Here is a 21,316-nt window from a genome sequence, read left to right on the forward strand (position 1 = left end):
TGAACCTCAGCCCCGGGTGATCGTGACCCCGACCCCGTCCGACCGGACGAGCGAGACGGCGAGCCGATACCGTGCCGACCGCTCGAAGACGACCGGTCCGTCCGGCGTCCGGAGGTCGAGGTCGCGGAGCGTCGTGCGGTGGGGACGGCCGCCGTCGAGGCGGTAGCCGATCAGGTTGCGGTCGCCGTCGATCCACAGGCGCGCGCCGACGGCCGTCCACGACCGGGCCGGGAGTCGGAAGCGGACGATCCGCCGCGCGCCGGCGACGCCCGGCCGCGTGGGGTCCTCGTGCGCCCGGAGCGACCGCGCCGCGCGCTCGATCCGGTCGGTGACGCGGTCGAGATGGATCGCGGTTCGCGCCGTTCGTCCCTCGTCGATGGCCGGTGTGACCGCTGCCAGCAGTGCGACCGTCAGGAGGACGGCGAGGACGACCCGGATCACAGCAGCCGACGGAGGCGGTCGGCGAGCGAGCGGTCCTCGCTCGACTCGTCGCTGGATCGAGTCTCGTTCGCGGCCACCTCCGCGAGTGCCGCATCGCTTCGATCCGTCACCGTCCCGCGCAGCGTCCCGTTGCGTCCGGAGCGTGTGTCGGCGTCGGCGGTGCCGTACTCGGCTGTATCTCGGTTGGTCGCTGGCGTATCGGGATCGGCGGAATCGAGGTGGGAGTCAGTGCCGGAATCGGTCACCGTCCCGCCGTCCGTCTGATCGACGCGCGTCTCGGTCTGTTCGTCCTCGGGTAGGTCGGGCGCAGTGCGGTGGCGCTCCGCTCTGCCGTCCCGACGGCCGGCCGCCGTCCTCCTGCCTGACTCTCCCGGCCCGTCGTTGGCAGCCGTCCCCGTTGTCTCTTGGAGTTCTGATTCGAGGCGCTCGACCCGTGCGATGGCGGCGTTCGCCCGGCGCTCGACCGACTCGTCGACCGCTCGGACGCCGCCGGCGAAGCCCCGGAGGGCCTGCACCGCCGCGTCCAGTTCCGCGAGTCGGTCGTCGAGATCCTCGACGGTCGCTTCGAGGTCGGCCACCCGGGCGTCCATCCGCGCGGCGTCGGGGAGGCCGTCGGCGGCGTGGCCGTCGGTGACTGCGCGTTCGAGTGCGTCGACGCGTTCTTCGAGTCGTCCGTCGTCCATGCGCCGGGGTGGTCCCGGTATCGTACGTAAAATCTCGGTCACACTCAGCGGTGCGTTGAAGAGGCCGCACGACACACGTCTGACGTATGAAATCCGTCCTGATTGGTGTCGGGCAGGCTGGTGGCAAGGTGACCGCCGCGCTGTCCGATTTCGACTCCCGAAACGGCTTCGGTGCTGTCGTCGGCTCCCTCGCCGTCAACAGCGCCCGCTCGGACCTCCAGTCCCTCCCACTCGACACCGTCCTCATCGGTGGGGTCGACGTGAGCGGCCACGGCGTCGGTGGCGACAACGAACTCGGCGCACAGGTGATGCAGGAGGACATTCAGGAGGTACTGGGCGCCATCGACGGTCGGACGACCGCGGAGGCCGAGGCGATATTCGTCGTCGCGGGTCTCGGCGGCGGCACCGGCAGCGGCGGTGCGCCCTACCTCGTCCGCGAACTCCAGCAGATCTACGACATCCCCGTCTACGGCCTCGGCATCCTCCCCGGCCGCGACGAGGGCTCGCTCTATCAGGTGAACGCCGGACGGTCGCTGAAGACGCTGATCCGTGAGGCGGACGCGACCCTACTCGTCGACAACGACGCGTGGCGATCCTCCGGCGAGAGCCTCGAATCCGGCTACGAGGCGATCAACGAGCGCATCGCCCAGCGGGTCGGGCTCCTGTTGGCCGCCGGCGAAGCGGTAAACGGCGTCGGCGAGTCCGTCGTCGACAGCTCCGAGGTGATCAATACGCTCCGCGGTGGCGGCGTGGCGACGCTCGGCTACGCCGCGGCCGAGGCGTCGTCCGACGCCGCGATGAACGTCAACGTCGTCACGAGTACGACCCGGCGGGCGGTGCGCTCGGGGATGAGCCTCCCCGACACGACGAGCGCGGAACGCGGCCTGCTCGTCGTCGCTGGCCGCCCCGACTCCATCTCGCGCAAGGGCGTCGAGCGCGCCCGCTCGTGGCTGGAGACGGAGATAGACACGATGGAGGTCCGTGGTGGCGACTTCCCGATGCGCGAGGACCGCCTCGCCGCACTCGTTCTCCTCGGCGGCGTGGCTCACTCCGACCGGCTGGAAGGCTTCCTCGAACGCGCGCGACAGGCCGCTCGCGAGGAGAAAGAGCGGGAACAGGAAGACGACCGATCGCTTACGGACGACCGGATCGACGGACTGCTGTGACCGTAACGGCGACTCTCGACCGTCGTCGAACGCCCACGCCCGACGGGTTGGACGGCGACCGCTCGACTGGCCCGACAGTCGCCGTTACTTGGAGGTAACCAGACTGCCGCCGTCGAAGTCGGTGCGCCCGTAGTCGACCTCCATCAGGTCGAGGATGGTCGGCGCGATGTCGAACAGGTCCGCCTCGGTGATGGAGACGGCGGGGTCGTCGACGAACAGCGTCGCGTTGTCGAAGCTGTGCATGCCGTTGCGCGGCCCCACGTCGAACACGTCGTCGTGGCCCTTGAATCCCGATTTGAGGTCGAACCCGTGGTTCGGGATGGCGACGAGGTCCGGCGCGATGTCGGCGTGGGCTCCACGGAAGGCGTCCTCCTTCTCGACGACGCGTGCGCACACCTTCTTCCCGTCGGGACCTTCCAGCGCTTCGAGTTCCGCCTTCAGTTCCGCGCGGGTCTCCTCGTACTCCTCCTCGGAGACGGAGCCGCGCGGTTCGCGGCCTTCGAGGTTGATGTAGAAGCGGCCGGGGATGAGCGAGTAGGCGCGGGACTCCTCCGCGATGTCGGTCAGGTCGTCGTGGTCGTCGTCCTCGAAGGAGAGCCACCCCTCCTCTTCGAGCCACGCGTTGCAGTGGACCTCGTAGTCGAGCGAGGTGAAGCCGTGGTCGCTGGCGACGACGAGCGTCACGTCGTCGTCGAGCATCTCTCGAATCCGCCCGATGTAGTCGTCGACCGAGCGGTAGAAGTCCATGAACGCGTCCTTGTTCGGGCCGTCGCGCTCGTAGTCTTTGAACAGGAAGTGGTTGACCCGGTCGGTCGTCATGAAGACGCCGAAAAAGAGGTCCCAGTCGTCCTGCTGGAGGTAGTGGGAGAAGGCCTCGAAGCGGGTGTCGAGTGTCTCGTGAGCGTCCTCGACGAAGGCACTCTTGTCCTCCTTGTGCCCCAGTTTCGCGTTCACGTCGATGGCGTAGTCGATTGACTGCAGGTAATCACGGAGTTCGTCGGGGTGGGCGGCCTTGTCGACACCGGGAGAGAGGAAGCCGGACACCATCCGCTGGACGTTGCGCTGGGGTGGGAACGTGACGGGGACGTTCATCACCGTCGAGGTTCGATCGGCTTCCTCCAATCGGTCCCACAGGCGGGGTGCCTGCACGTCCTGCCCCATCGGGACGTAGGTGTCGTAGGAGCCGACTTCGCGGTCTTGGAACCCGTAGACCCCGGTTTCGCCGGGATTGACGCCGGTCGTCAGCGCCGGCCAGCAGGCGCTTGACTCCGGCGGAACGATGCTGTCGATGGCGCCCGCGCTCCCCTCCTCGGCGAGCGCCGCGAAGTTCGGAAACTCCTCGGGATGCTCCTCGAGGAGGCTGAACGGCACCCCGTCGATGCCGACGAACGCGACGCGCGGGTGGTCCTCTCCGCGCAGTCGATCGAACAGACCCATGCCATTCCATACCCGGGACGTCAATAAGTATCTTCGTTTCCCGACGGATACGGACGCGAGCGACGACACGCGCGCTCTCGGTGTTAGGCGACCGTACCTCGCGACCCGGATTCGAGGGTCGTCTGCCGCTTCCGATCCGCAATAATCGCACGACAGCGGCGTGTTAACCGCACGTACCAAACCCCCTATTACCGATTCGGTCTACCTTCTTACTATGAGCACGACTGCCGCGGGCCCCGACCTCAACGAGAAACAGCGTCGCATCCTCGGATATCTGCGGGAACACGCCACGACGAAGACGTATTTCAAATCCCGCCTCATCGCGCAGGAACTCGGTATGACCGCCAAAGAGGTAGGGGCAAACATGACCGCGATCCGTACAGGCGAGTTCGACGTCGACGTGGAGAAATGGGGCTACTCGTCGGGGACGACCTGGAAAGTCGACGTTCAGGGATCGTAGCTGACGAGCGACGCCGCGTCGGCCGCGAAGGCCTGCGTCTCGGCGTCGAAAGAGTCGGCGTACCGCACTAGGAGCGTGATGATCGTCTCCGGTCGGGCGACGGCGTAACCGTCCGTCCGGTCGAGCAGTCCCGCTTCCGCTAGCTGGGAAGCGTACGTACTCACCGTCGCCCGCGACACGTCGAGTGCGCTCGCGATGTCGCTCCCCGTCGCGTCCGGGTGGCGAAGGAGCGTCGTGAGCATTCCCCGTGGCGTCTCGCGGCGGAGGTAGCCGAGCGCCACCTGCTCGAACGTCGAGAACCGGTCGGCGACGAAGAAGCGACGGTAGTCGCCGTCGCGTCTGGAGACGAGCGCACTTCCGTCGGATCGGCGATCCGACGACGTCCCAGTCGTGTCACTCCCGGGATCGTCGTCGAGCAAGCGTCGGAGGTGGTGTTGAGTCTCGCCGGTGCCGAGTTTCAGGTCGTCACGGAGCTTCGAGAAGTGGGCGCCGGGCGTCGTGCTCACGTACCCGAGGATGGCGTCGCGGGCGTCGCTTCGGTCCGTCTCCGCTCGCGCTTCGCCGGTGCTCAGACCGGCGAGCGGCGTCGCCGCTCCCAGTGCGGCGAAGCGTCGTAGCGTCGCCCGCTTCTCGGCGTCGACCCCCCGGTCCCCGTCCGGCATCTACTCACACACTCGTCACCTGCCGACTAAAACGTGTCGCCCCCGTCGGCTACTCCGTTTCGGATTCCGGTTCTTCGCCCGAGAAATCGGCGCCCTTGTCGGCCTCCTGAACGACCTCGTCGGCGCTTTTGATGTCCGTCCCCGCGCCCGACTTGATCGCCTCGGCCTCCTGTTCGAGTTCCTCGATGTCCATCTCGGCGGCTTCGTCTATCTGCCCGAGAATCTCCTCGATGTCGTCGAGGCCGATCAACTCGCGGGTCTCGTCGTCGAACCCCAGCGAGTCGAGTCCTTCCATGTCCTGTACGTCGCTCCCCGTCAACTGCTTGCCGTAGCGGCCGACGAGCGACGTGAGTTCCTGCGGGAGGACGAACGTCGTCGACTCGCCCTGCCCGATGCGTTCGAGCGTCTCCATCCCCTTGTCGATGATCGCACGTTCGCCCATCGACTCCGCCGATTTCGCGCGCAGGACCGTCGAGATGGCGTCACCCTGCGCTTCGAGGATCTGGCTCTGCTTTTCCCCTTGCGCGCGGATGATGTTGGACTGCTTCTCACCCTGTGCCTTCTCGACGGCGCTCCGGCGTTCACCCTGCGCTTCGAGGATCATCGCCCGGCGCCGGCGCTCCGCGGAGGTCTGTTGCTCCATCGCCTGCTGCACGTCTTGCGAGGGGTTGACTTCGCGCACCTCGACGCTCTCGACCCGGACGCCCCACTCGTCGGTCGGTTCGTCGAGTTCCTTCCGGATGCGGGCGTTGATCTCCTGCCGCTTGTTGAGGGTGTCGTCGAGTTCCATGTCGCCGAGGACGGCCCGCAGGGTGGTCTGGGCGAGGTTCGACACCGCCATCTTGTAGTTGTCCACTTCGAGGAACGCCTTCCGGGCGTCCATCACCTTGATGTAGACGACGGCGTCGGCGGTGACCGGGGAGTTGTCGCGCGTGATCGCCTCCTGACGCGGCACGTCGAGTGTCTGTGTCCGCATGTCGAAGGCGTACGTCCGCGAGACGAACGGTGGAATGAACGTGATGCCCGGTTCGAGCAGGCGGCGGTACTCTCCGAAGACCGTCAGCGCCTTCTTCTCGTAGGCGTCCACGATCTCGACCATCTGGTACACCGTGACGATGGCGAGGATGAGGACGAGGATGCCGACGATCAGCGGTCCGAGGCCGAGTCCGAGTTGGAGAACGGGGGCCATAGCGGAGGTTAGGGAGTAGTTGGCAAAAGGGTTCTCCCGCCGTCGAAGAATCCCTTACTCGTCGACTTCTTCGACCCGCTTGCCCGTCGCCTGCGGAATGACCCGTCGATCCGCGTCTTCCCACTCTCGGTCGAGTTCCGTACCGTCGAACAGCCGATCCAGAAACACCGCCAGCGCCGCCACCTCGGAGTGGGGCTGGTTCGTCACGCCCACGTTCCAGTCGGCGCGGTCGTACACCTCGAAGTCGACCTTCCCGGCGCCGACGACGAGGAGGAGCGGCTGGGATCGGTGGTGCTCGCGGATCGTCGGCGTCACCTCCTCGACCGGTTCGCCGTACATCGTGAGGTGGACGACGGTGCCCGCCCAGTCGCGCAGAAGGGGACGGTAGGAGTCGGTGACGGTCACGTCGAACGGCCCGCCGAAGCGGTCGGTGATGTCGTCGACGGTCTCCTGGGCCTGCGTGGCCTCGCCGACGAGAACCGCCCGGTCGGCACCGAGCGCCCGCGCCGTCAGGGCGACGTGTGTCGTCATGCGGTCGTCGCGGCCGGGGCGATGCCCGAGTCGCAACACGACGACCTCCGGGGTGTCTTGCATGGGTGGGGAGAGACGGCCGAGGAGGTAACGGCTTTCGGAACCCGACCGGAAGGCACTTGCGCGGGCCAGCGGATGGATCGGTATGAACCTCACCGACCGGCGAGTGGTGATCACCGGCGGCGCGGGCCTCGTCGGCTCCCACCTCGCGGCGTGCCTTGCCTCCGACAACGAGGTGGTCGTCGCCGACGACCTGTCGAAAGGCGAGACCGACCGCGTCCCCGACGGCGCGGACCTCGTCGTCACGGACGTGACCGATCCCGACGACGTGGCCGACGTGATCACGCCCGACGTCGATCTCGTCTGCCACCTCGCCGCCTACACCGACACCAACTACGCCGATCCCCGGCAGTTGTTCGAGGAGAACACCGAGATGACCTACAACCTCCTCGAACGCGCCGACGAGGTGGGGGTCGACGGGTTCGTCTTCACCTCCTCGTCGACCGTCTACGGCGAGGCACCGCGGCCGACGCCCGAAGATTACGCCCCCCTCGAACCCATCAGCGAGTACGGCGCGAGCAAACTCGCCGACGAGGGACTGGTGTCCACCTACGCCCACTCCCACGGGTTGCAGGCGTGGACGTTCCGCTTCGCCAACATCGTCGGCCCCCACCAGCGCGGCAACGTCGTCCCCGACTTCATCGAGAAACTGTGCGACGACCCCGAGACGCTCACCATCCTCGGTGACGGTCGGCAGGAGAAGTCCTACCTCCACGTCGAGGACTGTGTCGACGCCATCTGCCACACCGTCGAGCACGCGGACGCGACGCTGAACACGTACAACCTCGGGTCGCGGACGACCACCTCCGTCAACCGCATCGCCGACATCGTGAGCGAGGAGATGGGCCTCGATCCGACCTACGAGTACACGGGCGGCGACCGCGGGTGGACGGGCGACGTGCCGAAGATGCGCCTCTCCATCGAGAAGCTCTCGGCGCTGGGCTGGGAGCCGCCGGAATCGAGCGACGACGCCGTCCGTCGGGCGGCCCGGCAGTTGATCGACGAGATCGCATAGATACCCCTTTTACGCGTCGCGGACGAACGGCGGAGCGTGCAGATCGTCGGCTACGACGCGGGTGACAGCGGCCTCCTCGTGAGCGACGGCGCCGATGTCGAGTACGTCCCCCTCGATCCGGGGACGGACCTCTCCTACCGCCTCGACGACCGCCACTGCGCCGGCGTCCTGACCGACGACGGCCACCGCCCCTGTGACGCCGACGCCGCGCCGCACTGCGAGGCCCACACGTCGACGTGGGTCTGTGCCCGGTGTACGGGCACCTGTCTCAAAGACGAGATGGACTGCTTCGACGACCACGCCGTCTACCTCGCGACGTTCGCGCCGGATACGTTCAAAGTCGGGGTCACCAGGGAGTGGCGACTGGAGACGCGCCTCCGCGAACAGGGGGCGGACCGCGGCGCCCACGTCCGCACCGTCGAGAACGGGCGCATCGCCCGCGAAATCGAGGCCGAACTGGCGACGGCGATTCCGGATCGGGTGCGCGTCCCCGAGAAACGGTCGGGGCTCGGCCGGGCGGTCGACGATTCGGCGTGGCAGGCACTCCTCGACGACTTCGACCCCATCGAGACGTTCGACTTCGACTACGGTCTCGACCTCTCGGAGCGGCCGGTGGCGGAGACGCTGGCGACGGGGACGGTCCGCGGGACGAAGGGTCGACTGCTCGTTCTCGATCACGCCGGAAGCACCTACGCCGTCGATATGCGTGATCTCGTGGGCTACGAGGTGATCGACGGGGGGACGGATCGCCGTCTCCAGTCGAGTCTCGGCGCGTTCGGGTGAGAGGAGTTGCGGTGAGTCAGGCGGCCCGATTCCACGAGGGTGCGTCGTCGAGCGCGGGACGTACGTCGGGGAGATCCATCAGCGCCGCGCCGTAGAACCGCTCGCGGCCGATAGGCGTCCGGACGCGGATGACGACCGTCTCACCCGTCACCTGAAAGAGGGTGAGCGTCCGCGAGGAGTCCACGTGTACCCACCGGCCGAGCCGCGCCGATTCGTCGTCGTCGACGACGCGGGAGCCGAGTTCCCAGCTCAATCGGCTCAGCGGGGCGGAATCGAACGGCACGACGCCGGGGAGGGTCGTCCCGCCGTTACAACGGTCACGGGTAGCCATACCACACCTCGAAACTGTCCGTAAAAAACGTCTCCGATTCGGCGGTCACTCCGGAGACGACAACCCTTTTCGGCGTGGGTTGCGAACCGGATTCCATGGCAGACGACGACACCGGCGACGACGCTCCGGCAGAGGGCGGCGAGGAAGCCGAATCCGAAGGCGAGAGCGGCGGCGAGGAGAAATCCTTCCGCGAGCGCGTGGAGGAAATCCGCGAGCGCCGTGCCGAGGAGCGCGAGGAGGGCGAGCGCCCCGACCCCGAGGAGATGATGGGTGGCGAGGGCGGCAACCCCTTCGCGCAGATGATGAGCGGCATGATGGGCGGCGGCGGTCCCGGCGGCATGGGCGGCGGCCCGCCGGGGATGGGTGGCGGCCCACCGGGGATGGGTGGCGGTCCCGGCGGCCGCGGCGAGGAGGAGTCGGTCGGCAACGAGGAACTCGTCCGCGAAGTGCGACAGCTCCGTGACGAGGTGCGCGACGTGACCCGACAGCTGCAGCGGATCGCGCAGGCGCTCGAAGACGATTAACTGAGGCGCTCGTACACGTCCGTGAGCCGGTCGACCGCCCGGTCGACACCGTGTCGCTCCCGGCGGTCGAGACACGACCTTCTGAGCTCGTCGCGTTCGGCGAGCGTCCGCCGTATCGACTGCCGGAGTGACGCGACGTCTCCGGTTTCGAAGTGATAGCCCGTGACGCCGTCCTCGACGGTGTCGGCGAGGGCGCCGTCGTTCGCGCCGACGACCGGCGTGCCGCAGGCGTTGGCTTCGAGGGCGACCAGCCCCTGCGTCTCGACCGGACTCGGGAAGACGAAGGCGTCGAGCGCGCTGTAGAAGGCGGGCAGTTCCTCGCGGTCGAGGAAGCCGAGAAAGCGGGCGTCGACGCCCCGCTCGACCGCTCGCTGCTCCAACTCCGAGCGGGCGGGGCCGTCGCCGCCGAAGACGACCGTCGCGTCGAGTTCCGCCGCGGCGTCGACGAGGTCACCGAGGCGTTTCTCGTAGCCGTGGCGGCCGGTGTAGCCGATCAGCGTGTCGGCGTCGTCGAGGCCGTGGCGGGCGCGGAAGGCTTCGGCGTCGACCGGCCGGAATCGTTCGGTGTCGATGCCGTTCGGAATGACGGTCACGGGCGTCTCGACGCCTACCTCGTCGGTGAGGTGGGCGGCGGTGGCGTCGCTCGGCGCGAGAATGGCGTCCGCGCGGTCGAGGAACCACCGCTCGTAGCGCTCGCTCCCGCGCTCGAGGAGGGTTTCGACGGCGTCGCCGGGGGCCACGTAGTCGGCGTACTCCGCGGTCGGCGTGTGGTAGGAAGCGACGAAGGGGCAGTCGCGCGTTCGCGCCAGCCGCAGTCCCGCGAGGCCGACGGCGAAGGGCGTGTGGGCGTGGACGATATCCACGTCTCGGACGCGACGGGGAATCCAGGGGATACCGATCCGGAAGCCGGGGTAGAACGGGAAGGGGAGGCTCCGGACCGGATACTCGCCGACGCGGGCGGCGTAGCCGTCGGTGCGGGGGTAGACCACGTCCATCCGGCCGCCGCGGTCGGCCCAGCAGTCGCGCCACGCTTTGACGGTGTAGGTGACGCCGTTGACGGTGGGGAGATAGGTGTCGGTGAAGACGGCGACCGAACGCATTGCCGGCGATTCGACGAGGAGGGGTTAATGGCTTGTGACTTCGTTTCGGACGCGCCGATACGCGTCGACGAGTTTCTCGCCCACTCGCCCCAGCGAGTGTTCTCCCGCCGTCTCTTTCGCGTTCTCGCCGAGACGCTGGCGCAGGTCCGGATCGGCGGCCAGCCGATCCAGCGCCTCGCGGAACTCCGCCCGCGTCTCACACTTCAGACAGTCGTGACCGTGGGTGTAGAACTCCTCGAAGACGGGGATATCGCGGAGGACGACGGGTTTCCCGCAGGCCATCGCCTCCAGCACCGCGATGCCCTGATTCTCCGCCTTGGTGGGGAAACAGTACACGTCGCCGGCGGCGAAGGCGCCGCGTTTGTCGTCGACCCAGCCGGTGAAGGTGACGTTCGCGGGCGGGTCCTGCGTCCAGCGACGCACCGTCTCGGAGGCCTGCGGCCCCGTGTCGTAGGGGCCGAACCACGCGAACTCGTAGTCGGTCTCCTCCGCGAGGCGGCAGAACGTGGTGAGGCCTTTGCGCTCGAACACGTTGCCGACGGAGAACACGACGAGGCCGTCGAGATCGAACCGCTCGCGGTACTCTTCGCGCAGATCCTCGAACCCCGCCAGCGACGCGGTGTCGACGCCGTTGGTGATCGGCTGGATCGGCGCCTCGACGGGGTAGGATTCGAGCGTGCGCTTCGTGTACGCGCTCGGACAGAGGACGAGGTCGGCCTGCGAGTAGAACCAGCGGAGATACCGACGGAGCGGCCCGGCGAGGTGGGTCGATCCGCGGAAACTCTCGGCGAAGTCCTCGGCCGTGACGTGGGCGTGGAGAACGAGCGGCGTGTCCGTCCGCTTGGCGTGGCGGGCCACCGCGAGGGTCCCCGGGCCGATCATGTTGCAGTGGGCGACGTCGTACTCGCGGAAGGCGCTCCGTCCGCGGAGGGCGTCGACGGCCGCCCAGTGCGGCTCGCCGCCCCGCCACGGCGACGTGAGCACGGATACGTCGGTCGTCGCCAGCGCGGCGCGCTGCTGGTCGGCGGCGGTGCCGATGCCGCTCCGATCGAGCCGACTCTCCAGTTCGAGGTAGTTCAACACCCGCACGGGCGGCGATTGACCGGTGACGCTCTTGACGCTACCGATAGCGTCTCCGTCCGGTCGCGGCACGCGCCACGACACGGTGTCGGAAGGCCTTTGCCACCCCGCGGCCCCGATTCGCGTATGGGCATCGCCGCGGAGCGCATCGAGCGACTGGAAGCGCTCGCCCGCGACGCCGTCGACGAGGGGCACGAGGACCGCGCTCGGGAGTACGTCCGCCTCGCCCGCCGAATCGCCGAGCGAAATCGGCTCACGCTCCCCCGCACCTTCCGCCGGTTTACCTGCGACGCCTGTGACGCCTACCTGCGACCGGGACGGAACGCCCGCGTCCGACTGCAGGACGGCCACGTCGTCGTCCGCTGTGACTGCGGCGAAATCGCCAGATATCCGTACGAGTGACTGCCGGGGGACGCCTCGCGAACCGCTTCTCCGCTCCGCCACACTTATTATAAACTTTCAAACCGATTCGGCGCAAGGAACATCTATGGATACGCAAGCGCTTCGCAAGCGGGCCCACGACCTCGACGTGACGGTCTGGGTCGGCAAGAGCGGGGTGGACGCAGTCGTCGGCGAGTGTGACGACCAGTTGAAAGATCGCGAGCTGGTGAAGGTCAAGTTCCTGCGCTCGGCCCGCGGCGGAACGGACGTGGAGTCGCTGGCGGCTGATCTGGCCGAGCGGGTGGACGCGCAGGTGGTCGAGACTCGCGGCAATACGGGCGTTCTTTACCGATGAGTGGCATTCCGATCCAGACTGGCGGGACCGGGAGCGACGCCCAGGCCCAGAGCGGCGCCCTCGCGCAATTTCTCGCGAACAACGGCGTGCCGTACGCCGACGCCATCGGCTCGGCCATCTCCTTCTTCGTCGCCTTGCTGGCCGTCTACATCGTCGGCCGGGCGGTCATCATCCCACTCATCGACCGGGTGATGGACGCCCGTGGGCTGGAGGTTCACGCCCGGAATCCCCTGCGGAAACTCACGCTGGCTATCATCGTCTTCGTCGCCATCGCCGTCGCGTTCGGTTTCGCCGGCTACGGTAGCTTCCTGCAGTCGCTCGCCACCGTCGCCGCGGCGGCGACGCTCGCCATCGGGTTCGCCCTGCAGAACGTCATCGCCAACTTCGTCGCCGGCATCTTCATCTTCACCGACAAGCCGTTCAAGATCGGTGACTGGATCGAGTGGGACGGCAACTCGGGCATCGTCGAGGATATCAGCTTCCGCGTGACGCGGGTGCGCACCTTCGACAACGAACTCCTGACCGTTCCCAACTCCGAACTCACCGACGGCGTGATCAAAAACCCCGTCGCGAAACAACAGCTCCGCCTGCAGGCCCCCTTCGGCATCGGCTACGACGACGACATCGAGCGGGCGAACGAGATCATTCTGGAGGAGGCCCACGCCCACCCGGAGATTCTCGACGACCCCGCGCCGTCCGTCCGCCTGGCCGAACTCGGTGACTCGTCGGTCGTGCTCAAATCCCGTGTCTGGATCGACGATCCGAGCCGCTCGGACTTCGTCAAGACGCGCGGGGAGTACGTCACCTCGGTGAAAGAACGGTTCGACGAGGAGGACATCAACATCCCCTATCCGAACCGCACGCTGGGCGGGTCGCTGGATATCAGCGGCGTCACGGCCGAAGACGTCGTCGAGGGCTAGAGTTCGATCCGTTCGACCAGCCCGCTCTCCTCTTTCGTGTTGACTGCGACGATGCGGACGTACTCTTCCAGCATCGAGTCCTGCAGTTTTGCCTTCAGCAGGTTGTCGACCTGGTAGACGCCGGCGGCGTTCACCATCTCGATTTCGACGAGGACGGGGGCGTCCCCGCCCTCCTCTAACGTGACGTTGCGGATCGCCTGACTCGACAGGGTGTTGATGCCGCGACCCCCCTTCTCGTAGGGGATGCGCGAGCGCCCACGCTCCATATCGAGGGCGTCGGCGACGCGGATGACACCCGCCTCGCGAGTCAGCGGGTCCTCCTCCGTGTGGTGACAGAGGATGGCGTGGAGCGTCTCGGCTTTCACCCGCACTGCCTCGGGCGTGTCGTACCACTCCGCGAGAAGGCGGTCGAGGATGTCCGACGCCAGCGGAATCGAGTAGTAGGCGTGTTGGTCGCGGTGGACGACGTGGCCCACATCGTGGAGGGTGGCTGCGAGGGCGACGATGACCGGTTCGTCCGCTTCGTCGAGGCCCTGGTCGGCGGCGCCGTTGAAGTCCACGTCGGCGCGTTTCAGCAGTTCGTACAGGCGGAGCGCGCGGTTGCGGACGATGCTGATGTGTTTCGGGCCGTGGTCGTTGTACCCCTTGCGCTTGACGGCGTTGACGTTCTGGGCGTCGAGATACGCCTGCACCTCGGGATCTTCGAGCAGCGCCGGCAACATCCGGTTCAGCTTCTCGTCGGGGAAGGTGTGGGGGGCATCGGGGTCGTACACCCGGCCGTCGGCGGGCTCGTCAGTGCTCATACGAGCCGTTGGCCGCCGACGGGAAAAAGCCCGCTGGCTCGGGGGCGGTTTCCCCTACGCGCTGGCGTCAGCCGCCGCCTCGCGCACCGCGTCGTAGTCCGGTTCCTGTTTCGGGTTGTCCGCGATCCAGCGGTAGGTGATACGCCCGTCGCCGTCGACGACGAACACGGCGCGTTTGGCGACGCGAATCTCCCGTGGTTCCCACGACTCGCCGACGCCGTAGGCGTCGATCAGGTCCCGTCGCTCGTCGCTGATGAGTCCGAAGTTCAAGTCGTTCTGCCGACGGAACTCGTTGAGCGTGTAGGGGAGGTCGACGCTGACGCCGTACACTGTCCCGCCGACGTCCTCGAACCGCGACAGGCGGTCGCGGAACGTACACATCTCGGTCGTGCAGGTGTTGGTGAACGCCGCCGGGAAGAACGCGAGGACGATGGGCGCCTCGTCGAGGTGGTCCGACAGCGTGAACGCTTCGACGTCGCCGTTCGCGAGCGGAGCGGTGAAGTCGGGTGCCTCGTCGCCGATGTCGACCATATCCGTCGTTCGGCCGACCGCGGTATACGCTTGTGGGTTCCGGTCGATCCGTCGACGGGTGTGGCTGGACGGGCCGTCGCCCCGACCAGTGGTCGCGAACAGCAAAAAGCCTATAATTGCGAACAGGCTAGCGGGAGGTAGTGATGCAAAACGCAATCGTGCCACTGTTCCCCGGGCTGCCCGGCGGGCCGGAGTTGCTCATCGTGCTCTTCGTCCTCGTCCTGCTGTTCGGGGCGAACAAGATCCCCAAGCTGGCTCGCTCGACCGGCCAGGCCATGGGTGAGTTCAAACGCGGCCGCGAGGAAATCGAGGAGGAACTGAAGGAGGGTGCCGAGGAGTCGGGTTCGAGCACGGAGACGGCCGAGACGTCGACGAGCGAGACATCGACCACCGAGACGTCGACGACCGAACCCGAGAAATCGAGCTGAACGCGGCCGCTCCGCCGGCCGATCCTCTCTCCTCCCGCTTTTCCCCCCGGCGAGCGACAGCGACGCTCGCTCACCTCCTGTCCCGGTCCCGCACTGCGCTTCACCGGCGCCGTTCGACGACGAGGGTCACGTCCGTGCTCGCAGGCCGAGAATGACGCGCCGCTGCGGTGGCGTAGGGAGCCAGTAAAACGTGGTGCCGTCAGTTCACTGCGGCTCGCAGGGTAGCATATCCTGCGAGTAGTCCTGATCGCCAACCACAACGGCCGCACAGCCGCCGATGTGGCCGAAGTCGTAGTCACACTTGTACTCGTAGACGCCCGGTTCGGGGAAGTAGTGGGTCACCGGCTCGCCGCCGAGGTCCTCGTCCATCTCCCAGTCCGAGGCGATTTCCGGGTTCCACGCCTGCCTGCCGCTCTCGGAGGCCGAGGGATACATCGACGTGACGCTGTGTGAACTGAGGCTCTCCGTGGTCCACTTGACGACGGTCCCCGGCTCCACCTCCGCGACCATCGGGATGAACGTCTTGTTCTCGTTGCTGACCGTGAACTCCGGCGCGTCCTCCGGCGGCCCGGAGGGTGTCGGCGTGGCCGTCGCCGTCGGCTCGGGCGTCGCCGTCGGGGTCTCCGTCGCCGTCTCGGTCGCCGTCGCCTCGCCGCCGTTACCGCCCTCGCTGCCGCCACCACCGGAGCCGCCCGCACAGCCCGCGAGTGTGCCAACGAGTCCAGCAGCGGCCGCGACAATCTTCCTGCGACTGAATGTCATGGTCGGGTGTGAAAGGCGGTTAGCGATACCCCTTCAAAAAACGTTCGAGATTGCCCCGGCACATTCGTCCAATTATCACCCGTCTAGATCGGCCAACAGAATTTATATTCGTGAACTCCCTGATCCGTGCAATGGCTATCGACGACGCCGAGAGCTCCGATTCCGAGGGGTTCGACGGCGCGACCGCTCTCGGGCTAGATCACGACGCGGTCGGCCGTTCGGAGCTTCCCGCGTTGCTCGCGGCCGGGGAGGCGGCGGCGACGCGACTCGACGCTGCCGTCACGCGAGTGCAGGACGGGGCAACACCCGTCGTCAAGGATCTCTGGACTTGGGAGGACTACAAGGAGGAGTTCTACTACGACGAGAGCGGCAACCCCCCGACCGACGGCGAGGGGGAGCCGGTTCCCTTCGATCCGAGCGATGCGCTCGGCTTCGACCCCGAGAAGACGGAGAACGTGCTCTCCTTTGCCGCCGATCTCGGCGCGGAACTCGACGACGTGGTCGACGAGCGAACGGTCGACGTCGACGACGGCCTCGACGAGGACGCCTTCTTTCGGACCGAATTCGGCACCACCACAGTCACCAACCGCTACGACCTGGAGAAGACGGTGCCGCTGGAGAAGAAGACCCACTTCGAGGAGATCGACCGCTACTGGGTGAACAAACCCTACGCCTACGTCGTCATCTTCCAGTCCCGGAAGGAAAACGAGAAGAAATACTACGTCGTCCAGCCCCACACGACACCCATCGAGGACGACCTGCTCGAATTTCTGCGGGCCAAACTCCAGAACGCGATCAAGTACGCGGACGTGGAGGTGGCGGGCGGCCTCGACGAGCGCGAGCGAGTGATCCAAGACGAGACGTACGCCCTGCTCGACCGGTACGACCTCTACTCGGAGACTTCCGGAAGCGGGTTGCTCGACACCATCGCCAGCAGCGTCGGCGTCGAGGACGCCGATGGGACCGTCGGACGCCTCCTCTCCCGACTCGGCTGGCGGCCAGCACCGGATTTCGACGAGGATCTGTCCGGGCTCAGCGTCCGTCCAGAACCCATCTTGGTCGAGGAAGACGCCGACCATCTGTCGGAGTACCAGGTCGAGAAGCTGCTCTACTACCTCAAACGCGACTTCATCGGCTACGAGCGCATCGACGGCATCAAACACGACATCAACGTCGAGGACATCTCGTGTGACGGCTACCACTCGCCCGTCTTCGTCTACCACAGCGACCACGAGCAGATCATCTCCAACATCTACCACGGCGACGATGAACTCGACGACTTCGTCGTCAAACTCGCCCAGCGGTCGGGGAAAGGCATCAGCAAGCGCCGACCGCAGGTCGACGCCACCCTCCCGGACGGGTCCCGCGCGCAACTCACGCTCGGCAAGGAGGTGTCCGACCACGGCACCAACTACACCATCCGTCAGTTCAAGGACGTGCCGTTCACGCCCGTCGACCTCATCAACTGGAAGACGTTCTCGCTGGAGGAGATGGCGTACCTGTGGCTCGCCATCGAGAACAACAAGTCGCTGATCTTCGCCGGCGGGACGGCCTCCGGGAAGACGACCAGCCTGAACGCCGTCTCCCTCTTCATCCCCTCGAACTCCAAGATCGTCTCCATCGAGGACACCCGCGAGGTCGAACTCCCCCAGCGCAACTGGGTGGCCTCCGTCACCCGGCCCTCGTTCTCCGACGACGAACAGGGCGAGGTCGACGAGTTCGACCTGCTGGAGGCCGCACTCCGCCAACGGCCGGAGTACATCGTCATGGGTGAGATCCGTGGCGAGGAGGGGCGCACCCTCTTTCAGGTCATGTCGACCGGGCACACCACGCTGACGACCTTCCACGCCGACTCCGTGGGCGAGGTGCTCAAGCGGTTCACGACGGAACCGATCAACGTCTCCAAGACGATGTTCTCGGCGCTCGATCTGGTATCGATTCAGACCCAGACCAGAGTGGGGGGACGGAAGGTCCGCCGGAACAAGAACCTCACCGAGATCAACTTCTACGACGCGGAGAACGACGAGATCAACGTGCAGGACGTCTACCAGTGGCAGGCGGAGACCGACGAGTTCCTCCGGATGAGCAACTCCAACACGCTCGAAGAGATCCGGTTCGACCGCGGGTGGACCCGCCAGACGCTGGAGGAGGAACTGTTCAAGCGGGAGGTCGTCCTCGCCTACCTCATCGAGAACGGCCTCAACACCTACACGCAGGTCGCCGCGACGGTGCAGGCGTTCATCAACGACGAGGAGACGATCCTCGCGCTGATGGCCAACGATCAGCTCGAACGCAGTCTGGAGGACCTCCGCGAGATGGAGTCGGTCCTGATCGACATCGACCCGGAGAAGGAGGCGATGGTGCCCCGCCCCGATCCGAACGAGGAGGGGCTAGAGCTGTGTGCAGACCTCCTCGACCGGGCGGAGACGGAACTGTTCGAGGAGTACCGCGGGGAGTCGGTCCCGGGTATCGACACGGCGCTCATGGACATCGACCCGGCCGCGGACGTGACTCCCGAGGCTGGGGACGCGATGGCCGACGCCGGAATCGATGCCACGGTCGACGTGCCGTCCGCGACGGACGACGATGTCGACCGCGACGCGACCGGTGAAGCGGTCGATCTCGACGACGGCTCGTTGTTCGCCGACGATGCCGACGACGACACCGACGACGGCTCCCCGGTCGCGGACACCGACGACGAGTTCGGTATCACCTTCGACGACGGGCCGTCGGACGCGGCGACTGATCCGGGTGCGGGCGACTGGGGGGCGCCGGACGACGCCACGTCGGGCGAGTCGGCAGGTGAGGCGGATGCGGACGCCGACGCAGGATTCGATGTGGCCGACACCGACGCAGGATTCGATGCCGACCCGAACGCGGATGGAGACGACGGCGCGGATGGCGATTCCGACACCGAATCCTCTCCCGTCCCGGACGCGGGTGCCGACGCGTCGGAGACGGACGACATCGAGGCCAACGCGGCCGAGACGGACACGGACGACACGGACGACACGGACGACGCCGAGACGGACACCGACGACGCGGACGACACCGAAGCCGACATGGACGAGTGGGGGTTCGGTGACGTGACCGACGCGAACGCGGACGAGGAGGACTAATGAGTCTGGACACGGGGAGTGGGCTGGATCGGAGCGTCGACAGCCTCGGCGACCTGTTCTACCCGCTCTACCAGTGGCTCTTCGACGACGACGGCGACTTCGTGAGCGACGTGGAGACGAAACTGGTGCAGGCCCGGATGGCGACGACGGTCGAACTCTACCTCTCCCGAGCGCTCGCCGTCGGCGTCCTCCTCGGCGGCGTGCTGTGGGCGCTCGGGACGTTCGTCGGCTACAGCCTCTTCGCGTTCGGCATCGTCTCGCCGGATCTGTTCGAGACGGGTGCGCGGATTCCCAACGAGACGGTCGTCGCCATCATTGAGGCGATCAAGATCCCCGCCGCCATCGCCATCATCGGCCTCGTCATGGGGTCGTTCGGGCTGGTCACCGGGTTCGGGACGCTCGTCGCCATCCCGTACTCGCGGGCGTCGTCGCGGGAGCGCGAGATCAACATGTTGCTCTCGGACTCCATCTCGTTCATGTACGCCCTGTCGGTCGGGGGGCTGAACCAGCTAGAGATTCTGGAGGCGATGGCGCGAGCCGAGGACACGTACGGCGAGGTGGCCCGCGAGTTCCAGAGTATCGTTCAGGAGACGGAATACTTCGGCACCGACTACCGGAACGCCATCCAGGAACAGGCCATCGAGACGCCGAGTGACGACCTCTCGCAGTTCCTGACGGACATGCTCTCCATCGTCAACTCCGGCGGGAACATGCAGGCGTTCCTCTCGGACAAGAAGGACAAGCACATGCGGACGGCCAAACAGCAACAGGAGGTCACGCTTGACACGCTCGAACTGTTCGGCGAGATGTACATGACGCTCTCGCTCTTTCCCCTCCTGCTCATCATCATCCTCGTCATCATGAGCATGCTGGGCGAGGCGCAGACGATCATGCTCTACGCGACGGTGTACGCCCTCATCCCCCTGACCGGCGTGATGTTCATGGTGCTGGTGTCGACGGTGAAGCGGGACGAACCGGGCGACGGTTACCTCGACCCCGGTGGCGGCGACAGGGTGTCGCACACGGCCAACGAGGGTATGTTCCACCTCGGATTGATCGAGCATTACGTCGGCGAGTTCGGCATCTTCGACCGCATCAAGTCCCGCGAGGGAACCTTCCAGACCAAACAGCTCCTCCGGAATCCGCATCACTTCTTCCGGGACCACCCGGTGTTCACGCTGGCGCTAACCGCGCCGGCGGCACTGGTGCTGGTCGGCTTCGCGGCGGTCAGCGGCGCGGCGCCGACGACGTGGGGCGGCATGGTGCAGGCTCCCGTCTGGGGCACGTTCGTGTGGGTGTACGTTCCGCTCTACCTGGTTCTCATCCCCCTCGGGGTTTTCCACGAGTGGAACGTCCGCTCGCGCGCGGCGATCACCGGCAAGTTGTCCGACAACCTCCGGAAACTGTCGAGCGCGAACGACACGGGCCAGACCCTCCTGGAGTCGGTCAACACCGTCGCCGAAACCTCCTCGGGCAAACTGGCCGACGAGTTCGACGTGATTTACGCGAAGGTGAACTACGGGATGAGTCTGCGGGAGGCGCTCGTCGAGTTCAACAACAAATATCACATCCCGCGGCTGGCGCGGACGGTCAAACTCATCAGCAAGGCCCAGGAGGCGTCGAGTCAGATCACGCAGGTGCTGACCACCGCGGCGCAGGCCAGCGAGAATCAGGACGACATCGAACGAGAGCGGCGATCACGCACCCGGATGCAGGTGGCGATCATCCTGATGACGTATCTCACGCTGCTCGGCGTGATGGCCATCCTGAAGACGCAGTTCCTCGACGTGATGGCGGGGCTCACTCAGCAGGCCAGTAGCGGCGGGGGCAGCGGTTCCTCACAGTTCGGCGGTGGCATCGACACGCAACTCCTCTCACTGCTGTTCTTCCACGCAGTGACGCTACAAGCGATCCTGTCGGGGATCATCAGCGGCTACATCCGGACAGCCAAGCTGATGGCCGGGGTCAAGTTCGTGGTGATTCTCCAGACCATCGCGCTCGCCGTGTGGCTGGTGGTTGGATGACCGATCGCGCCCAGACCACCATCGACTTCGCCATCGGGACGAGCGTCTTCCTCATCACGGTCGCCTTCGTCGTGGCGTTCGTCCCCGGCATCTTCCAGCCGTTTGCCGAGGGTCCACAGGAGGAACTCGCCGGTATCGACCGGATCGCGGACACGCTCGTCTACGACCTCCTCGGCGACGGGGACGACGGTGCGACGCTCGACCGGCAGTGTACGATCGCCTTCTTCGACGGTGACTCGTCAGATACGGGCTGTAACTTCGACGACAGCGAGTCGTTCGCGACACAGGTCGGTTTATCCGCGGGCCACCACGCGAACGTGACCCTCGTCGCTGGCGACCCCGACGGTGGCGAGCCGAACGCCGTCTGCTCCGACGGGACGCGCATCACGGTGAGCGACACCGACACGTGTCCGAGCGGGTTCGCGCTCGACGCAGGTGAACCGCTCCCCGACGACGGTGCGTCGGTGATCGGACGGCGGGTCGTCTACGTCGACGGGACGACGGCGACCGTGATCGTCAGGATGTGGTAAC

24 protein-coding genes are annotated in these 21,316 nt (G+C 66.6%); 12 read left to right on the top strand and 12 right to left on the bottom strand.

The genetic code is table 11. The annotated features are described in order from the left end of the window. Positions 1-6: 6 nt before the first annotated feature. Positions 7-441 carry a DUF7311 family protein gene (locus DU502_RS06075; protein ID WP_121920879.1) on the bottom strand — a complete coding sequence of 145 codons (435 nt, stop codon included), beginning with the start codon at positions 439-441 and terminating at the stop codon, positions 7-9. Then, on the bottom strand, positions 438-1,124 hold the full coding sequence (locus tag DU502_RS06080; protein WP_121920878.1) for a DUF7310 family coiled-coil domain-containing protein: 687 nt from the start codon (positions 1,122-1,124) through the stop codon (positions 438-440). The genes DU502_RS06075 and DU502_RS06080 overlap by 4 nt, the downstream gene beginning before the upstream one ends. A gap of 86 nt (positions 1,125-1,210) precedes the next feature. Between DU502_RS06080 and DU502_RS06085 the strand changes: the two genes are divergently transcribed. Beyond that, positions 1,211-2,290 (top strand): tubulin/FtsZ family protein, encoded by a 1,080-nt coding sequence (locus DU502_RS06085; protein WP_121920877.1) that lies wholly within the window; start codon positions 1,211-1,213, stop codon positions 2,288-2,290. 84 nt (positions 2,291-2,374) lie between these two features. On the opposite strand, the gene DU502_RS06090 is transcribed toward DU502_RS06085, so the two are convergent. After that, positions 2,375-3,727, bottom strand: a complete 1,353-nt coding sequence (locus DU502_RS06090; RefSeq protein ID WP_121920876.1) for an alkaline phosphatase family protein — start codon at positions 3,725-3,727, stop codon at positions 2,375-2,377. Between the two features lie 214 nt (positions 3,728-3,941). On the opposite strand from DU502_RS06090, the gene DU502_RS06095 reads away from it, so the two are divergent. Beyond that, entirely contained in the window at positions 3,942-4,187 is a 246-nt protein-coding gene (locus DU502_RS06095; protein WP_121920875.1) for a DUF7123 family protein, read from the top strand. On the opposite strand, the gene DU502_RS06100 is transcribed toward DU502_RS06095, so the two are convergent. From DU502_RS06100 to DU502_RS06110, 3 genes are read right to left on the bottom strand one after another with little or no spacing between them, the layout of a single operon-like run. After that, positions 4,175-4,849 (bottom strand): winged helix-turn-helix transcriptional regulator, encoded by a 675-nt coding sequence (locus tag DU502_RS06100; protein ID WP_121920874.1) that lies wholly within the window; start codon positions 4,847-4,849, stop codon positions 4,175-4,177. The two genes, DU502_RS06095 and DU502_RS06100, sit on opposite strands and share 13 nt — an antisense overlap. Before the next feature lie 49 nt (positions 4,850-4,898). After that, positions 4,899-6,038, bottom strand: coding sequence for an SPFH domain-containing protein (locus DU502_RS06105; protein WP_121920873.1), 1,140 nt, complete (start codon positions 6,036-6,038; stop codon positions 4,899-4,901). A 54-nt stretch (positions 6,039-6,092) separates the two neighbouring features. Then, positions 6,093-6,632, bottom strand: a complete 540-nt coding sequence (locus DU502_RS06110) for a tRNA (cytidine(56)-2'-O)-methyltransferase (protein ID WP_121920872.1) — start codon at positions 6,630-6,632, stop codon at positions 6,093-6,095. Positions 6,633-6,714: 82 nt separating this feature from the next. On the opposite strand from DU502_RS06110, the gene DU502_RS06115 reads away from it, so the two are divergent. Together DU502_RS06115 and DU502_RS06120 are read left to right on the top strand one after the other, a co-directional pair. Then, on the top strand, positions 6,715-7,644 hold the full coding sequence (locus DU502_RS06115; RefSeq protein WP_121920871.1) for an NAD-dependent epimerase/dehydratase family protein: 930 nt from the start codon (positions 6,715-6,717) through the stop codon (positions 7,642-7,644). Between the two features lie 36 nt (positions 7,645-7,680). Next, a complete protein-coding gene (locus DU502_RS06120) occupies positions 7,681-8,427 on the top strand; it encodes a DUF2797 domain-containing protein (protein WP_121920870.1) in 747 nt (248 codons plus the stop codon). 16 nt (positions 8,428-8,443) lie between these two features. Here DU502_RS06120 and DU502_RS06125 read toward each other — a convergent pair whose 3' ends face one another. Further along, the gene (locus DU502_RS06125; RefSeq protein ID WP_121920869.1) at positions 8,444-8,758 is read right to left on the bottom strand and encodes a hypothetical protein; all 315 of its coding nucleotides are present in this window, start codon (positions 8,756-8,758) and stop codon (positions 8,444-8,446) included. A 95-nt stretch (positions 8,759-8,853) separates the two neighbouring features. On the opposite strand from DU502_RS06125, the gene DU502_RS06130 reads away from it, so the two are divergent. Continuing rightward, positions 8,854-9,282, top strand: coding sequence for a hypothetical protein (locus DU502_RS06130; RefSeq protein ID WP_121920868.1), 429 nt, complete (start codon positions 8,854-8,856; stop codon positions 9,280-9,282). Here the strand turns inward: DU502_RS06130 and DU502_RS06135 are convergent. Further along, a complete protein-coding gene (locus DU502_RS06135) occupies positions 9,279-10,382 on the bottom strand; it encodes a glycosyltransferase family 4 protein (protein WP_121920867.1) in 1,104 nt (367 codons plus the stop codon). The two genes, DU502_RS06130 and DU502_RS06135, sit on opposite strands and share 4 nt — an antisense overlap. A gap of 24 nt (positions 10,383-10,406) precedes the next feature. Next, a complete protein-coding gene (locus DU502_RS06140) occupies positions 10,407-11,471 on the bottom strand; it encodes a glycosyltransferase family 4 protein (protein ID WP_121920866.1) in 1,065 nt (354 codons plus the stop codon). Between the two features lie 117 nt (positions 11,472-11,588). Here DU502_RS06140 and DU502_RS06145 point away from each other — a divergent pair, with 117 nt between their 5' ends. The 3 genes from DU502_RS06145 (at position 11,589) to DU502_RS06155 (ending at position 13,118) form a co-directional block, all read left to right on the top strand. Then, entirely contained in the window at positions 11,589-11,864 is a 276-nt protein-coding gene (locus DU502_RS06145) for a ribonuclease P protein component 4 (RefSeq protein WP_121920865.1), read from the top strand. An 85-nt stretch (positions 11,865-11,949) separates the two neighbouring features. Next, positions 11,950-12,198, top strand: a complete 249-nt coding sequence (locus DU502_RS06150) for a YhbY family RNA-binding protein (RefSeq protein ID WP_121920864.1) — start codon at positions 11,950-11,952, stop codon at positions 12,196-12,198. After that, a complete protein-coding gene (locus DU502_RS06155; protein ID WP_121920863.1) occupies positions 12,195-13,118 on the top strand; it encodes a mechanosensitive ion channel family protein in 924 nt (307 codons plus the stop codon). Before DU502_RS06150 ends, DU502_RS06155 begins: the two co-directional genes overlap by 4 nt. Here DU502_RS06155 and DU502_RS06160 read toward each other — a convergent pair. After that, a complete protein-coding gene (locus DU502_RS06160; RefSeq protein WP_121920862.1) occupies positions 13,115-13,921 on the bottom strand; it encodes an HD domain-containing protein in 807 nt (268 codons plus the stop codon). The genes DU502_RS06155 and DU502_RS06160 overlap by 4 nt on opposite strands. Positions 13,922-13,975: 54 nt before the next feature. Further along, the gene (locus DU502_RS06165) at positions 13,976-14,452 is read right to left on the bottom strand and encodes a redoxin domain-containing protein (RefSeq protein WP_121920861.1); all 477 of its coding nucleotides are present in this window, start codon (positions 14,450-14,452) and stop codon (positions 13,976-13,978) included. 143 nt (positions 14,453-14,595) lie between these two features. Here DU502_RS06165 and DU502_RS06170 point away from each other — a divergent pair, with 143 nt between their 5' ends. Next, positions 14,596-14,880, top strand: coding sequence for a Sec-independent protein translocase subunit TatA/TatB (locus tag DU502_RS06170; protein ID WP_121920860.1), 285 nt, complete (start codon positions 14,596-14,598; stop codon positions 14,878-14,880). Positions 14,881-15,084: 204 nt separating this feature from the next. On the opposite strand, the gene DU502_RS06175 is transcribed toward DU502_RS06170, so the two are convergent. Beyond that, positions 15,085-15,642 carry a cupredoxin domain-containing protein gene (locus DU502_RS06175; protein ID WP_121920859.1) on the bottom strand — a complete coding sequence of 186 codons (558 nt, stop codon included), beginning with the start codon at positions 15,640-15,642 and terminating at the stop codon, positions 15,085-15,087. Positions 15,643-15,773: 131 nt separating this feature from the next. On the opposite strand from DU502_RS06175, the gene DU502_RS06180 reads away from it, so the two are divergent. Genes DU502_RS06180 through DU502_RS06190 form a run of 3 tightly spaced genes read left to right on the top strand, consistent with a single transcriptional unit; the run spans position 15,774 to position 21,315 of the window. Then, the gene (locus tag DU502_RS06180) at positions 15,774-18,761 is read left to right on the top strand and encodes a type II/IV secretion system ATPase subunit (RefSeq protein ID WP_121920858.1); all 2,988 of its coding nucleotides are present in this window, start codon (positions 15,774-15,776) and stop codon (positions 18,759-18,761) included. Next, positions 18,761-20,785, top strand: a complete 2,025-nt coding sequence (locus tag DU502_RS06185; protein ID WP_121920857.1) for a type II secretion system F family protein — start codon at positions 18,761-18,763, stop codon at positions 20,783-20,785. Before DU502_RS06180 ends, DU502_RS06185 begins: the two co-directional genes overlap by 1 nt. Further along, positions 20,782-21,315, top strand: coding sequence for a DUF7287 family protein (locus tag DU502_RS06190; protein ID WP_121920856.1), 534 nt, complete (start codon positions 20,782-20,784; stop codon positions 21,313-21,315). The genes DU502_RS06185 and DU502_RS06190 overlap by 4 nt, the downstream gene beginning before the upstream one ends. The last annotated feature ends 1 nt before the right edge of the window (position 21,316 follow it).

Origin of the sequence: Haloplanus aerogenes, assembly GCF_003856835.1 — an archaeon.
Lineage (GTDB): Archaea > Halobacteriota > Halobacteria > Halobacteriales > Haloferacaceae > Haloplanus > Haloplanus aerogenes.

What these genes read in the sequence shown, in the direction of transcription:
- DU502_RS06080 (WP_121920878.1), bottom strand. Translation starts at nt 1,124, where the DNA reads ATGGACGACGGACGACTCGAAGAACGCGTCGACGCACTCGAACGCGCA.
- DU502_RS06085 (WP_121920877.1), top strand. Translation starts at nt 1,211, where the DNA reads ATGAAATCCGTCCTGATTGGTGTCGGGCAGGCTGGTGGCAAGGTGACC.
- DU502_RS06090 (WP_121920876.1), bottom strand. Translation starts at nt 3,727, where the DNA reads ATGGGTCTGTTCGATCGACTGCGCGGAGAGGACCACCCGCGCGTCGCG.
- DU502_RS06095 (WP_121920875.1), top strand. Translation starts at nt 3,942, where the DNA reads ATGAGCACGACTGCCGCGGGCCCCGACCTCAACGAGAAACAGCGTCGC.
- DU502_RS06100 (WP_121920874.1), bottom strand. Translation starts at nt 4,849, where the DNA reads ATGCCGGACGGGGACCGGGGGGTCGACGCCGAGAAGCGGGCGACGCTA.
- DU502_RS06105 (WP_121920873.1), bottom strand. Translation starts at nt 6,038, where the DNA reads ATGGCCCCCGTTCTCCAACTCGGACTCGGCCTCGGACCGCTGATCGTC.
- DU502_RS06110 (WP_121920872.1), bottom strand. Translation starts at nt 6,632, where the DNA reads ATGCAAGACACCCCGGAGGTCGTCGTGTTGCGACTCGGGCATCGCCCC.
- DU502_RS06115 (WP_121920871.1), top strand. Translation starts at nt 6,715, where the DNA reads ATGAACCTCACCGACCGGCGAGTGGTGATCACCGGCGGCGCGGGCCTC.
- DU502_RS06125 (WP_121920869.1), bottom strand. Translation starts at nt 8,758, where the DNA reads ATGGCTACCCGTGACCGTTGTAACGGCGGGACGACCCTCCCCGGCGTC.
- DU502_RS06130 (WP_121920868.1), top strand. Translation starts at nt 8,854, where the DNA reads ATGGCAGACGACGACACCGGCGACGACGCTCCGGCAGAGGGCGGCGAG.
- DU502_RS06135 (WP_121920867.1), bottom strand. Translation starts at nt 10,382, where the DNA reads ATGCGTTCGGTCGCCGTCTTCACCGACACCTATCTCCCCACCGTCAAC.
- DU502_RS06145 (WP_121920865.1), top strand. Translation starts at nt 11,589, where the DNA reads ATGGGCATCGCCGCGGAGCGCATCGAGCGACTGGAAGCGCTCGCCCGC.
- DU502_RS06150 (WP_121920864.1), top strand. Translation starts at nt 11,950, where the DNA reads ATGGATACGCAAGCGCTTCGCAAGCGGGCCCACGACCTCGACGTGACG.
- DU502_RS06155 (WP_121920863.1), top strand. Translation starts at nt 12,195, where the DNA reads ATGAGTGGCATTCCGATCCAGACTGGCGGGACCGGGAGCGACGCCCAG.
- DU502_RS06160 (WP_121920862.1), bottom strand. Translation starts at nt 13,921, where the DNA reads ATGAGCACTGACGAGCCCGCCGACGGCCGGGTGTACGACCCCGATGCC.
- DU502_RS06165 (WP_121920861.1), bottom strand. Translation starts at nt 14,452, where the DNA reads ATGGTCGACATCGGCGACGAGGCACCCGACTTCACCGCTCCGCTCGCG.
- DU502_RS06170 (WP_121920860.1), top strand. Translation starts at nt 14,596, where the DNA reads ATGCAAAACGCAATCGTGCCACTGTTCCCCGGGCTGCCCGGCGGGCCG.
- DU502_RS06175 (WP_121920859.1), bottom strand. Translation starts at nt 15,642, where the DNA reads ATGACATTCAGTCGCAGGAAGATTGTCGCGGCCGCTGCTGGACTCGTT.
- DU502_RS06180 (WP_121920858.1), top strand. Translation starts at nt 15,774, where the DNA reads ATGGCTATCGACGACGCCGAGAGCTCCGATTCCGAGGGGTTCGACGGC.
- DU502_RS06185 (WP_121920857.1), top strand. Translation starts at nt 18,761, where the DNA reads ATGAGTCTGGACACGGGGAGTGGGCTGGATCGGAGCGTCGACAGCCTC.
- DU502_RS06190 (WP_121920856.1), top strand. Translation starts at nt 20,782, where the DNA reads ATGACCGATCGCGCCCAGACCACCATCGACTTCGCCATCGGGACGAGC.